Origin of the sequence: Aminobacter sp. LjRoot7 (genome assembly GCF_964252895.1) — a bacterium.
Taxonomy (GTDB): domain Bacteria; phylum Pseudomonadota; class Alphaproteobacteria; order Rhizobiales; family Rhizobiaceae; genus Aminobacter; species Aminobacter aminovorans_B.
Map to the genome: position 1 here is coordinate 296,661 of NZ_CAXUPX020000005.1, position 12,494 is coordinate 309,154.

Annotated in this window: 12 protein-coding genes; 10 read left to right on the plus strand and 2 right to left on the minus strand. The window is 62.2% G+C overall.

The genetic code is table 11. From position 1 onward, the window contains the following. Positions 1-5 precede the first annotated feature (5 nt). Both ACSQ3E_RS16915 and ACSQ3E_RS16920 read left to right on the plus strand, forming a co-directional pair. Complete coding sequence (locus tag ACSQ3E_RS16915) at positions 6-644, plus strand: LysE family translocator (RefSeq protein ID WP_436123597.1); 639 nt, start codon at positions 6-8, stop codon at positions 642-644. 160 nt (positions 645-804) lie between these two features. After that, entirely contained in the window at positions 805-1,584 is a 780-nt protein-coding gene (locus ACSQ3E_RS16920; RefSeq protein WP_436123598.1) for a class I SAM-dependent methyltransferase, read from the plus strand. A 103-nt stretch (positions 1,585-1,687) separates the two neighbouring features. Here the strand turns inward: ACSQ3E_RS16920 and ACSQ3E_RS16925 are convergent, their stop codons facing one another. Beyond that, positions 1,688-2,470 (minus strand): aspartate/glutamate racemase family protein, encoded by a 783-nt coding sequence (locus ACSQ3E_RS16925; RefSeq protein ID WP_436123599.1) that lies wholly within the window; start codon positions 2,468-2,470, stop codon positions 1,688-1,690. 373 nt (positions 2,471-2,843) lie between these two features. Between ACSQ3E_RS16925 and ACSQ3E_RS16930 the strand changes: the two genes are divergently transcribed. Genes ACSQ3E_RS16930 through ACSQ3E_RS16950 form a run of 5 tightly spaced genes read left to right on the plus strand, consistent with a single transcriptional unit; the run spans position 2,844 to position 8,292 of the window. Beyond that, complete coding sequence (locus ACSQ3E_RS16930; protein WP_436123600.1) at positions 2,844-4,421, plus strand: nickel ABC transporter substrate-binding protein; 1,578 nt, start codon at positions 2,844-2,846, stop codon at positions 4,419-4,421. 11 nt (positions 4,422-4,432) lie between these two features. Beyond that, a complete protein-coding gene (locus ACSQ3E_RS16935; protein WP_310320343.1) occupies positions 4,433-5,368 on the plus strand; it encodes an ABC transporter permease in 936 nt (311 codons plus the stop codon). Further along, positions 5,359-6,267: an ABC transporter permease gene (locus ACSQ3E_RS16940; RefSeq protein ID WP_310320345.1), complete on the plus strand. Its 909-nt coding sequence runs from the start codon at positions 5,359-5,361 to the stop codon at positions 6,265-6,267. Before ACSQ3E_RS16935 ends, ACSQ3E_RS16940 begins: the two co-directional genes overlap by 10 nt. Next, positions 6,260-7,255, plus strand: a complete 996-nt coding sequence (locus ACSQ3E_RS16945; protein ID WP_436123601.1) for an ABC transporter ATP-binding protein — start codon at positions 6,260-6,262, stop codon at positions 7,253-7,255. The genes ACSQ3E_RS16940 and ACSQ3E_RS16945 overlap by 8 nt, the downstream gene beginning before the upstream one ends. After that, the gene (locus tag ACSQ3E_RS16950; protein WP_310320349.1) at positions 7,252-8,292 is read left to right on the plus strand and encodes an ABC transporter ATP-binding protein; all 1,041 of its coding nucleotides are present in this window, start codon (positions 7,252-7,254) and stop codon (positions 8,290-8,292) included. Before ACSQ3E_RS16945 ends, ACSQ3E_RS16950 begins: the two co-directional genes overlap by 4 nt. 196 nt (positions 8,293-8,488) lie before the next feature. Here ACSQ3E_RS16950 and ACSQ3E_RS16955 read toward each other — a convergent pair whose 3' ends face one another. Next, positions 8,489-9,376 (minus strand): LysR family transcriptional regulator, encoded by an 888-nt coding sequence (locus tag ACSQ3E_RS16955; protein ID WP_436123602.1) that lies wholly within the window; start codon positions 9,374-9,376, stop codon positions 8,489-8,491. An 84-nt stretch (positions 9,377-9,460) separates the two neighbouring features. Between ACSQ3E_RS16955 and ACSQ3E_RS16960 the strand changes: the two genes are divergently transcribed. The 3 genes from ACSQ3E_RS16960 (at position 9,461) to ACSQ3E_RS16970 (ending at position 12,491) form a co-directional block, all read left to right on the plus strand. Next, positions 9,461-10,285 (plus strand): phytanoyl-CoA dioxygenase family protein, encoded by an 825-nt coding sequence (locus ACSQ3E_RS16960; RefSeq protein WP_436123603.1) that lies wholly within the window; start codon positions 9,461-9,463, stop codon positions 10,283-10,285. A 51-nt stretch (positions 10,286-10,336) separates the two neighbouring features. Next, a complete protein-coding gene (locus ACSQ3E_RS16965; protein ID WP_436123604.1) occupies positions 10,337-10,843 on the plus strand; it encodes a 2-oxo-4-hydroxy-4-carboxy-5-ureidoimidazoline decarboxylase in 507 nt (168 codons plus the stop codon). A gap of 643 nt (positions 10,844-11,486) precedes the next feature. Further along, positions 11,487-12,491, plus strand: coding sequence for an amino acid ABC transporter permease (locus ACSQ3E_RS16970; RefSeq protein WP_436123605.1), 1,005 nt, complete (start codon positions 11,487-11,489; stop codon positions 12,489-12,491). The last annotated feature ends 3 nt before the right edge of the window (positions 12,492-12,494 follow it).

Below are 12,494 nucleotides of genomic sequence, written 5' to 3' on the forward strand. Positions count from 1 at the left end.
ACGCCGTGCATGAACTTGCGATCCTGTTTTCCATCCTCGGGGTCTTCCTTCTCGGCGCTATCAGCCCAGGTCCGAGCTTTGTGGTGGTTTCGCGCATCGCCATCTCCGGGTCGCGCGCAGACGGTGTAATGGCGGCGATAGGCATGGGCATAGGCGGCTTCCTTTTCGCCTGCATCGCGGTCGCGGGCCTGACGGCGATCTTGTTGCAAGTTGAATGGCTCAACCTTGCGCTAAGGCTGGCCGGCGGGGCCTATCTTGTTTGGCTCGGAATTAGTATCTGGCGCGCCGCGCCCAAACCGATAGAGGTTGCCGAGACGGCGACTGGACGACCAAGCACGCTCTGGAAGTCCCTTCTGCGTGGTCTCTTTGTGCAACTTTCCAACCCAAAGACAGCGATCTTCTACGCTTCGATGTTCGCCGCGCTGTTGCCCTCGCCGACACCATCCTGGATGTTGTTTGTTCTGCCGCCGCTGCTCTTCCTCAACGAATTCATATGGTACGCCATCGTGGCACTGAGTTTTTCATCACGCGGACCAAAGGCTGCCTATCTGCGATCCAAAGTCTGGATCGACCGCGCCGCGGGAATGGTGGTTGGAGCGCTGGGCGTCAAGCTGATGACCGACAGCGTACGATCTTCTGTTTGACGCATACTCGTTCCTTTCGGCTAGAATTTGCGCGGCCGGCATCTCGGAGCGCCGCCCTATAGAGTTTTCGGTATTGCAAAAGCTGACAAGGGCTGACCAGGCTGCCGTGACCGCAGAGGGACAATCTTCCGTTAGTTGCAAGACAAACCGGGTAAGTCTCATGGCATTCCAGTGCGCTGATTTCTACGACGCGGAGTTGGCGCGGCATCACCGGCATCTTCTGGCTGCAGCGCGCGTCGGGACGTTCGACCGCGTGCTTGATATCGGTTGCGGCGCGGGCCAGACCACCCGTGAGGCCGCCCTTGCCGCGATGAAGGCAAACGTGGTCGGCGTGGATATTTCTGCTGGGATGCTCGAGATCGCGCGGCAGCGTTGCACGGAAGCCGGGCTGCAGAACGTTGCGTTCGAACTGGGCGACGCGCAACACCATGACTTTCCGGCTGCCAGCTTCGATCTGTGCATCAGCCGGTTCGGCGTGATGTTCTTTGCCGATCCTGCGGCGGCATTTGCCAACATCGCCAGGGCGATGCGCCCAGGTGCCCGACTTGCGTGGATGGTGTGGCAGAGCCAGGAGCGAAACCCATGGTCCAGCGCCATCAGGCAGGCGCTGGCGCCGGGAGCCGCTGTTACCACGGACACCAGCAAGGCGTTTTCGCTGGGAGATCCCGCCGTCGCCACAAAACTGCTCAGCACCGCCGGCTTCGCCTCGATCGACTTTGTCGAGGTGAGGGAGCCGGTGTTCTACGGGCCGGACGTCGATTCAGCGCTGGACGCCCTCGCCGGCCTCTACATGGTGAAGGAAGCGCTTGCGCGCGCTGATGAACCAGCGGACGAGCCGCTTCAACGACTGCGCAATTTGCTCGAGGCGCATATGACTGCCGAAGGTGTGCTGTTCGACTCCCGCGCATGGATCATCAGCGCCGGGCGGATGACTGATTAGCTGGGTTGAACCGTGCTCGTCGATAGTATGACGAGCTCCGGGGCACACACGGCGGCCTGAGCTCTCGCATTCCAGCAACTCTGCGATATCGAAATCCTTGATCCTATCCTGAAATCACGAAGGGTTCGGCGGATTGCCGCCTGGCCGTAGGAAACAGCTTGGCGGGAGCATAACCGGAGAGCTTGCCGACATAAGGTTTCGGCAACGGGTAAGCCAGGTCGCCAGCCTTGGACGTGCGCAGGCCCATTCCGACGATGGCTTCAGCGAATTTCACGGCGGCGGCGACGCCGTCGATCACTGGCACGCCGAGCCGTCCTTCCAGGTACTTTGCCAGGTCCGCCATGCCGGCACAGCCGAGAACGATCGCTTCCGCGCGATCGTCACGCAGCGCTTCCTCGCACTCGCCCAGTATGATCGCGCGAGCGCTGGATCCTGGCTTTTCCAGTTCCAGCACGGCGACGTCAGTCGCCCGCACACGCCGGCAATGGTCCTGCATGCCGTAGTTGCGCACCAGCTGCTCGGAGATGACGCGGGTGCGTTCGAGCGTCGTGACAATGGAAAAGCTGGTGGCGACAAATGTCGCCGCATGCATCGCCGCTTCCGCGATGCCGATGACCGGGGCTGCCGTAACCTCCCTGGCCGCGAGCAACCCCGGATCGCCAAAGCAGCCGATCACATATGCGTCGGCGGCATCTCCCTCAAGGATCTCGTCGATGGTGCCCAGCACGCTCAAGGCTTCGTCGTAGTGCCCTTCGATCGATGCCGCGCCGGACCGGGATGTCGCGAGAACAACTTCGGTGCCAGGTGCTGCAACCGCACGCGCGGCTTCGCCCATAAGCTCGGTCATCGAAGCCGTGGTATTGGGATTTATCAGCTTAACTCGCACTCGCTTCCTCGCAATTGTATACAATTATTTGCCAGACTTGGGCTCTCACCGGAGCGCGATATCTGGTCTCCGAAACGCTTGCATGTCAGTTCGGTCCGCAGCGTGCAGACGAGACAAAGGCCACCTTTCGGCAAAGCTTCGCCCTTGGCCCAGAAGCTTCCAAGCTTTCTCAGAACTCCATTGGTCGCGGCTCAACGACGAGCCCGGCTCCCCTCCGTCGATCAAGTCATCTGCGCAACTTCCTTTCGAAAAATACGATGTTGACGAAAGATTGTATACATGCCTAGAGTTATATGTCTATACAAGTGAGTGCTAAATTTCCGTAGCGGAAGTTTCAAGGCGCCAGGGAACGATCGAAGAGAGGAGCTACCCAATGACATTGAACAGGCGTTCATTCCTGCAGGTATCGTCGGCCGCCGTAGGGCTGGTCATGGCGGAAGCCGCATTTGCCAGGATCGCATATGCCGAAGGTGCGGCCGGCACGCTGCGCGTTGCGATTGCCAAGCCTGCCGGCAATCTGGATCCGCAGAGCCACTATGCCATCTGGGCCATCCAGGACCTGATGTTCGAACCACTGGTGAAATACGGCAAGGGCGGCCAGATCGAGCCGTGCCTTGCGACCGACTGGAAGATCGAGGACGGCGGCAAGACGCTTCATCTCACGCTTCGTCAGGGCGTGACCTTCCAGGACGGCACCGTGTTCGACGCCGCATCCTGCAAGTGGAACCTCGACCGCTGGCTCGGCAAGGAACAGTTCAGCTGGATGAACTGCTCCAAATATTTCGAGTCCCTCGAAGTGGTCGACGACTATCACGTCACCCTGCATTTCAAGGAGCCTGTCCTGGCGCTGATGCAGGAGCTCTCCTACACCCGCCCGGTCCGCTTCCTGAGCCCGAAGTCGGTCGGCGCCGACGGCAAGTTCGGCGAGCCGGTCGGCACGGGACCTTGGCGCCAGGTCAGTGCCGACGACACCCAGAGTGTCTTCGAGCACCACGAAGGCTATTGGGGCGAGATGCCGTCTTATGAACGGCTCGAAGCCAAGGTCATCCCGGATCCGCGGTCGCGGGTCGCAGCACTGCGCGCCGGCGAGATCGACCTGATCGGCGGCTTCTGGATCGCGCCCTTGACGCCCGAGGAAGGCAAGCAGCTCGAGGCGGCGGGCTTCAACGTCGCCATCGACCCGGGCAATGTCTCACTGGTCATGGCCTTCAACCCTGACCGTGCCGAAGCGCTGAAGGACCAGCAGGTCCGCAAGGCGATCAGCATCGGCATCGATCGCGCGGCCATTTCCCAGGCTCTCTACCACGGCTATGCCAAGCCGGCCGGCAACCTGTTTTCGTCGGCGCTGCCCTATGCCGGCAAGCAGCACGACGCTCCTGTCCGCGACGTGGCGGCTGCCTCGGCGCTGCTGGAGAAGGCTGGCTGGACCGGCAGTCCCATTCGTTCCAAGGACGGCAAACCGCTGACGCTCGAGATGGTCGTCAGCCCCGATGCCGTTCCTGGCTCTCGCGTGATCGCCGAAGTGATCCAGTCCGAGATGAAGGAGATCGGCATCGATCTTGTCGTCCGTTCGGTCGACCATGCCTCCAAGCACACCGACATGCTGGAGAAGAAGTACGATCTCGGCTTCTTCCTCACCTATGGCGCGCCTTATGATCCTTTCGGATCCGTCGTGGCGCTCTGCCTGTCGACCTTCAAGAACGACGTCGAAGGCAAGCTGGTCACTGACGCCGTCAATCTGGACCCGCTGATCAATGCGGCGACGGCGGCGACCGGGGACCAGATCGAGCCGACGATCCAGAAGGTCTACGACTGGCTCTATGACAACGACGCCATCGCACCGTTGGTCTACGTTCCCAGCATCTGGGCGCACTCCAAGCGTGTCCAGGGCTTCACCAGCCCGGTCACTGAATACGACATGCCGTACGAAAAAATCGTGCTGGCCGACTGAGGGAGGCTGCCTTGATCCACTTTATCAGCAAGCGGCTGAAGCATTCCCTGGTCCTGCTGTTCCTGGCTTCCGTGGTCTGCTTCACGCTCGTCGTCTCGGCCCCGGGTAATGTTGCCGTCCTGATTGCCGAACTGCGCGGCGCGGTGGCCGTCCCAGGTTACGTTGCCCAGGTCGAGGAAGAGATAGGACTGAACAAGCCACTGCTGATGCGCTACGTGGATTGGCTCGGAGATGCCGTCACAGGAGATTTCGGCATCTCCTACAGGACGGGCCAGGCGGTCAGTGCGGACCTGCCACATCGCATGATGGTCACCGGGACGCTTATCGCGGGCAGCGCCGTGATTGCGACCCTGCTCAGCCTGCTTCTTGGCTTCCTGGGTGCCTTCTGGCCCTACAAACTGCCAGACCGCGTTTCACGCGGTCTGGCACTCATCGGCGCATCGACACCGACTTTCTTCGTCGGCGCGCTGATGATCTACGGCTTCTCCGTCACCTTCCAATGGTTCCCGTCCTTCGGGTTCAACGGCCCGGTGAGCTGGGTGTTGCCATGGCTCACCGTTGCGGTCCTGCCGGCAGCAGTGCTCAGCCGCGTCGTGCGTGTCGGACTGGAGGAGGCGATGACCAGCCCCTACGTGCTGACGGCCAAGAGCAAGGGACTGGGGCGCACAGCCATCCTGTTTCGCGAAGCGCTGCCCAACATCACGCCCGTCTTCATCAATGCGCTTGGCACCCAGGTGGGATTGATGACGGCCACCGGGATCATCGTCGAGCCGCTCTTCGCCTGGCAGGGCGTTGGTGACTACTTCCTCGCTGGCGTGCGTTTCCGCGACTTCATGGTCGTGCAGGCATGCCTGCTGATCTTCCTCTCCTTCTTCATCGTGGTGAACCTGATCGTCGATCTTGCGGTCCTGATGACCGATCCCCGCATCCGGCGCCAATGGAGCTGATCATGAACAAACTCACGCCTATCCTAGCCCGGCTGAACAAGTTCCCCCGCGTGGCCCTGATCGTCATCGGCCTGTTCATTGCCCTGGGCACTTTTGCCCCCTGGCTCGCACCGCAGGATCCCAGCGCTCAGAACCTGCTGGCTGCAAGCCAGGCACCAAGTGCTGCCCACTGGCTCGGCACCGACCACCTCGGGCGCGACACCCTCAGTCGCCTGATCCTTGCCGCCAACACCTCTCTGGTCAGCGTCGGCTCGGTCCTCATCATCGCCATGACGATCGGCATCCTGATGGGCACGATCGCCGGCTACCATCGTGGCTGGGTCGATGACCTTTTGATGCGTGTCGTTGACGTCGGCCTGTCCATTCCCAGCCTGATCACTGCGCTGGCGGTCATCGGCATCGTCGGCCCGGGCTACTGGACCATGGTGCTGGCGCTCGCCCTTGCATGGTGGCCGATGAGCGGCCGCATCAGCCGTGCGGTTGCGGTCAGCATCATGAGCAAACCGCATATCGAGGCGCTTCGGGTGCTTGGCGCCAGCCCCTGGCGCATCTATTTCGGCCATCTGCTGCCCGGCACCATCGGCGCGGTCATGGTCTATGCAACAGCGGATGCCGGCACCGCGGCCCTGGCTGTCGCCACGCTCAGCTTCCTCGGCCTGGGCATCCAGCCGCCGACGCCGGAATGGGGGCAGATGCTTGTCGACGCATTGCCTTATCTCGAGTCCGATCCGCGCCAGGTCATCCTGCCGGGCCTCGCCCTGACGGCCGCCGTGATCGGCTTCAATACGCTTGGCGAAGCCATCGCGCTCAACCGCATCCCGAAGCCGCTGACGCGGCGCATGCTCGCCATGCGGCGGAGCGAAGTCGCCGGCTGGGCCAAGGAGAACTCCGATGCATGACGAACCGCTTCTGAGCGTCAGCAACCTGACCGTCGACCTGCTGACGGCCAAGTCCGCCCTGCGCCCTGTCGACGGAGTAAGCTACACCGTCCGCCAGGGCGAATGCCTTGCCATCGTCGGCGAAAGCGGCAGCGGCAAGACCGTGATGAATTTCGCTCCCCTCGGGCTCATGCCGACGGGCGTGACGACCAACCTGTCGGGTTCGGTGCGCTTTGACGGGCGCGAACTGATCGGGCTGCCGGAGCCGGAAATCCGCAAGATACGCGGCAAGTCAGTCGGTTTCATCTTCCAGGACCCGATGAGCGCGCTCAATCCGGTGCGGCGCATCGGCCGCCAGATTGCCGAGATGGCGGAACTCCACCTCGACATGACGCCACGCGCGGCAGAAGCGCGCGCGCTGGAGCTCGTCAAGCTTGTCGGCATCTCCGATCCTGCTGCCCGGCTCCGCCAGTACCCTCACGAGCTGTCGGGCGGCCTCAGGCAGCGCATCGTCATTGCCACCGCACTGGCGGGCGAACCCAAGCTGCTGATCGCCGATGAGCCGACGACTGCTCTCGACGTGACCGTTCAGGCCCAGATCCTGCGCCTGCTCAAGGATCTGCAGAAGCGGCTCAACATGGCCATGGTGCTTATTACCCATGACATGGGCGTGGTGGCGGGTGCGGCCGACAACATCGTCGTCATGTATGCGGCGCGGGCGGCGGAGCGGGGGCCGGTGGACAAGGTGCTGGTCACCCCGCGCCACCCCTACACACGCGGCCTCATCAACGCGATACCGAAGCGGGAAGACCCGATCGGCTCGCAGTTCCGCGGACTTCCCGGCGTTCCGCCGACGCTCGGAGCTCCGTTCAAGGGCTGTGCGTTTGCGCCACGCTGCGACTTCTCGGTTCCTGCATGCACAGCCAACCGGCCTCCCTTGGTGCCTTCGACGGACGGTTCGGTCTTCGTCGCTTGCCCCGTCGTCAATGAAGGAAGGGCAGCAGCATGACACACGGCCCCGTTCTCAAAGTCGAAAACCTGCAAACCAGGTTCAAGAGCGTCCAGCGCGGCAAGTTCGTGCATGCGGTCGACGATGTCTCGATCGAACTCTTTCCGGGTGAGATCGTTGGCCTTGTCGGCGAGTCCGGTTGCGGCAAGTCGACGCTCGGGCGCACGATCGTCGGGCTCGAGAAGGCAACCGCCGGGCGGGTGCTGCTCGATGGCGTCGACCTGAGTACACTTTCGGGCTCAGCACTCCGCGACAGCCGCAGGGCGCTGCAATATGTGTTCCAGGATCCGTATTCGTCCCTCAACGACCGCCAGACGGTCGGCGAGGCCCTCGACGAAGCCCTGCAGATCGACGGCATCAGGTCCAGGGCCGACCGCGAGCGCCGCACCAAGGAGCTTCTCGACCAGGTCGGCCTGGCGGATGCTGTCAAGGATCGCCATACGCGCGAGCTGTCCGGCGGCCAGCGCCAGCGCGTCGCCATTGCCCGCTCCCTTGCGGTCAATCCACGCGTGTTGATCTGCGACGAACCAGTCAGCGCGCTGGACCTCTCGATCCGGGCCCAGGTGATGAACCTGTTTCTGCGCTTGCAGAAGGACCTCGGCGTGGCCTGCCTGTTCATTGCCCACGACCTCGAACTCGTCAGGCAGGCGGCTTCGCGCGTCTATGTCATGTATCTCGGCAAGATCGTGGAGCATGGGCCGTCGCAGGAGCTCTACGACCATCCGAGCCATCCGTACTCGCAGATGTTGCTGGCCTCGGTGCCCGAGGCCGATCCCATCGCCGAGAGGCAGCGCAAGGTCCCCCTGATGGTGGGGGAGGTACCGAGCCCGACCAATCCGCCGTCCGGCTGCCGATTCCGCACTCGCTGTCCAATGGCGGTCGACGACTGCAAGCAGCAGGTACCGCCGCCCTTCAAGCTGTCCCCAGGCCACGATGCGGCCTGCGTGTTTGCCAAGGACCTTCACCGGGGCAAGCGGTCGGCCCTGCGCGAGGCAGAAGCAAATGCGACGCGTGTTGGAACCCTGGTCCCCTCCTGACCAGGGCTCCCTAGGCCATCCGGTGGCGATGACCCAAGCGATTGATACCTTCGGCAGATGCCCGGCTGCCCAAAGGTGCCCCTTATCAGTCTCTTGGAGAGCGCCGGATGGCCCTCCCCCTTTCGTACGAGATTGCCGTCGCACGTTGACCTGACGGTGGCAGCCTCGCTTCCGGCTTTCATTCCGAGATTCGCTGCTAGCCGGTTGCAGCCAGAATGGCTGCACGAATGTCGGGCAAGGGTGCCGGCTGATCGCCGCAATGGACGAGCACTATCGGCTCTTCGGCATGTTTGTCGGCAATCTGCACCCGCACAACGGGCTTGCCGTCAAAGCTTAGCGCGCCAGCCGGATTGGCATAGCTGATCCCGATGCCTTCGCCATTCGCCGCAAGGCTTCGCAGTACCTCGATCGAGGCTGCCCGGTGCGCGATAACAGGCGTAGCGCCAAGCACCCGGAACAGCCCCAGCATGTGCTGGATCGACAGGCCCTGATCGGAGAGGATCAGCGGCCGGTCGGCGAGATCCGACAGCCTGATTTCATCGTGCCCAGCCAAGGGATCGTCCAGCGCAAGCCATGCTTGCGGCTGCACGCGCACAATCAGCTCGCGTTGGAAACTGGCGTCGAGCCCGAGATCATAGGTCAAGGCGAGGTCGACCTGGCCTGCCAGAACGGCCTCGGCGAGCGCCTCGAACGTGGCTACCTTCGACCGGATCTCGACATCGGGGAATTCGTCACGCAGCCGCCGGAGCAATGGCGCCAGATAGGCTGGAGCCAGATCCTCGAAGATGCCCAAGGTGATCCGTTCCAGCCGCCGCAGACCCAGCGCTTTGGGGTCCTCCAGCCGCGCGGCGCGCGACAGGAGTGCTTCGGCGTCTGCCAGGAAAAGCCGGCCGAACCCGGTAAGCGTCACCGGCACGCCCTTGCGCCGCAGGAAGAGTTTCTGCCCGAGATGAGCCTCGACATGGGTGATCGCCACCGACAATGCCGGCTGGGAAACGTTCACCTGCTGGGCGGCAACTGTCAGGCTTCCGGCGCGCGCCACCGCCACGACATATTCGAGCTGCCTGAGCGAAAGGTATAACATGGGATTATATTTATCTTATGTAGATATGATTGGCAGTTAAAATCAGCCGACACCATGATCCCTTGCATTCAGCAGGACATGGCCATGGCACACCATCCGCTTATCACCCACGAACACATCGAAAACTATCGGCGCGACGGCGCCGTGCTGATCAAGGGCCTATTTCGCAACCATGTCGAAAGCCTGCGCAAAGGCGTCGAGACCAACATGGCCGAACCTGGCGAATATGCCGCCGAAAACCTGAAGGCTGGCGAAGGCGGCCGGTTCTTCGATGATTATTGCAACTGGCAGCGCATCCCGGAATTCGAGGATGTAATCCGCACGTCCTCCGCCGCTGAGGTTGCCGCGGACCTGATGCAGTCGGACACGGTGCAGCTCTTCCACGATCATGTGCTGGTCAAGGAACCGGGAACGTCAAGGCCAACCCCCTGGCATCAGGACGCGCCCTATTATTTTGTCGAGGGCCGGCAGACCGTCAGCTTCTGGTCGCCCCTCGATCCGGTTCGGGAAGCTTCGCTGCGCTGCGTCGCCGGATCTCACCTGTGGCACAAGCCGGTGCTCCCGACACGCTGGCTCTCGGAAGAGAATTTCTACCCCGACACGAACACCTACATGCCCGTGCCTGATCCTGATGCCGAAGGCATGACGATCCTGGAATGGGAGATGGAGCCGGGCGACGCTGTCGCGTTCGATTACAAGACGCTGCATGGCGCCCGTGGCAACCAGAGCCAGACGCGGCGCCGGGCCTTTTCGCTTCGGCTGATGGGCGACGATGCGCGCTACGTGCAGCGACCGGGGCGCACCTCGCCGCCCTTCCCAGGCCATGGCATGCAGCCGGGCGAAAGACTGCGCGAGGACTGGTTCCCGGTGATCTACCGGCGTCAGGCGAACATGGCACGCGCCAGCTGAACCCAACCTGTCGGCAATGCCCGACACATCTTCACGAAGAGACCCGACCAGATGCAAGGCAATCCAGCTGCAACCGAAGCCAGGTTCGACAAGGCGAGCTTTGTCGAAAAGTTCGCCAGTTGTTTTCGCGGCGGTGCTGCCCTTGCCGGACGCGCCTATGACCAGGCATCCGGCCAGCTGGTCGACAGTCAGGCCATATTTGCCGCGCTTCGCCAGCAGTTCCGGGCGACCAGCGAGGCCGAGAAATTCGAGCTCCTGAAGCACTACACCCCGCTCGACCCCGCCATCCGGTCGGCCGAGATCGTCACGGACGAAACCCGCTCCGAGCGCCTGAGCCGCATGACGGCGTATCAGCAAGGCAGGTTGATCGAGCTGTTAGCAGCGTATCGGCAAAAATTCGGTTTCGACGCGATTTTCGTGGTGCGCGCCTACACGACAGCTGAGCTCCTCGCTTCACTTGAAGTTCGGGTCGTCGGCGACCACCAGGCCGAGCTTGCCATCACCTACAGCGAAGTGGAACGGCTGGCCCAGATTCTGGTTGAGGCACAGTTTAACTGACCAGTTCGCGAGCCCGGCGCGTTTGCCGGGCTCAAGTCGATCATCAGCGCTGCTTGGGACCAGGCGCATCTGCTCCCGCTGCTCAATTGCTGCCGTTCGACGTCTTGCCAAAGTGCAAAACGCAACCGCCGCCCAGCCTGGCATGTCGGCTTGGCATGCTTGCCGCAGCCATTTTTCAATATTGATTGTATACAATTATCTTGGAACCAAAGACCGAGGCCGCTCTTGGCGGCCGACGGCCTATCCTGCTGACGGAAAGCCAATTCCCAGCGTGTTTTGTTCAGAATTGGACAGTTTAGCCAACCGACCTACAGCGAGGACGCAGCCACGCGTCTCGTTTAACGTCTCAAAAATTCTTTCTCTGCAAAATTAATTGTATACACGATTGTATCATAAATCGCTTGCTTGTATATACATATTGGCGTACTAATAAGCTCAACGACGCAACATCGGCTGGGAGGGTCGAGATGCCTCAATGCCTCTTACGGGGCGCCTGCCATGGGCAGGCGCTGGCGGGTCGTTCTTTGCCCGCAGGTCAGGCCGATTTCGGAAGAGCGGCCGCAAATTCAAGAACCATTACCGACAAATCCCCGGGTTGTCCGCCACGCGCGGACTCGCCGTCGAAAGGCGAAAGGGCCTTGCCATGATGAACCTGCCACGGGCGGCAAACTATCTCCGTCAGGAGACGGCAAGCGACCGCGAACCGCCTGCGCAAGGATGGGTGCCACCCATCCTGCCCGACGATGCGCGCCTCATCCCCAGGCCTCAGCCGTGGACGCCGGTGGCCGCTGTCGCGTGCATCGCCATCTTTGCGTTCCTGCTGTGGCGGTTCCTCGAAAACCCGGTCGTCGACCGTGCCGTCATCCTGGAATACCTCTTCAAGGACGTGACGCTGAGGGGTGTCGGCGTAACACTCTACCTGACGGCCATATCGATGGTGGCCGGCATCGCCGGCGCGATCATCCTGGCGATGATGCACCTGTCGGAAAACATCGTGCTTTCAACTCTGGCACGGCTGTACATCTCCATCTTCAGAGGCACGCCGCTGCTCGTCCAGCTCATCTTCTGGGGCTACCTCGGCATTTTCACACCCGACATTTCTCTCAGCATTCCGGGCATCGGCACCATCTTTTCGTTCCCGACCTCCGACGTCGTCACCCCGATGGTCGCGGCGATCCTGGCCCTGTCGCTGAACGCGGCCGCCTATTCGGCCGAAATCGTCAGAAGCGGCATCCTGTCTGTTCCGCGGGGCCAGGTCGAGGCGGCGCGATCCGTCGGCATGACACGGCTGCAGGCGTTCCGCCGCGTGGTGATGCCGCAAGCGCTGAGGGTGATCAGCCCGCCGATGGGCAACGAGGTGATCGCCATGCTGAAGGGCACCTCGCTCGTCTCGGTCATTGCCGGCAACGATCTCATGACCAACCTGCAGAACGTCTACTCGCAGACGTTCCAGATCATCCCGCTGCTTATCGTCGCCAGCATCTGGTACCTGATCCTGGTCTCCCTTCTCACCATCCCGCAATCATGGCTCGAGCGGCGGTTCGGCCAATCCGTGGCCCGCACCCGCTCCCCTCGCCAGAAAAGCCGCCTCCGGGGCCTTTGGAACATCGGCCTGCGCAGCGTGGCTGCCAGTGGCGAAAGGAGCTGATCC

Bases quoted from the DNA above. Each gene is read 5' to 3' on its own strand.
- ACSQ3E_RS16970 (WP_436123605.1), top strand. From the start codon at position 11,487: ATGATGAACCTGCCACGGGCGGCAAACTATCTCCGTCAGGAGACGGCA.
- ACSQ3E_RS16945 (WP_436123601.1), top strand. From the start codon at position 6,260: ATGCATGACGAACCGCTTCTGAGCGTCAGCAACCTGACCGTCGACCTG.
- ACSQ3E_RS16940 (WP_310320345.1), top strand. From the start codon at position 5,359: ATGGAGCTGATCATGAACAAACTCACGCCTATCCTAGCCCGGCTGAAC.
- ACSQ3E_RS16930 (WP_436123600.1), top strand. From the start codon at position 2,844: ATGACATTGAACAGGCGTTCATTCCTGCAGGTATCGTCGGCCGCCGTA.
- ACSQ3E_RS16960 (WP_436123603.1), top strand. From the start codon at position 9,461: ATGGCACACCATCCGCTTATCACCCACGAACACATCGAAAACTATCGG.
- ACSQ3E_RS16965 (WP_436123604.1), top strand. From the start codon at position 10,337: ATGCAAGGCAATCCAGCTGCAACCGAAGCCAGGTTCGACAAGGCGAGC.
- ACSQ3E_RS16950 (WP_310320349.1), top strand. From the start codon at position 7,252: ATGACACACGGCCCCGTTCTCAAAGTCGAAAACCTGCAAACCAGGTTC.
- ACSQ3E_RS16955 (WP_436123602.1), bottom strand. From the start codon at position 9,376: ATGTTATACCTTTCGCTCAGGCAGCTCGAATATGTCGTGGCGGTGGCG.
- ACSQ3E_RS16920 (WP_436123598.1), top strand. From the start codon at position 805: ATGGCATTCCAGTGCGCTGATTTCTACGACGCGGAGTTGGCGCGGCAT.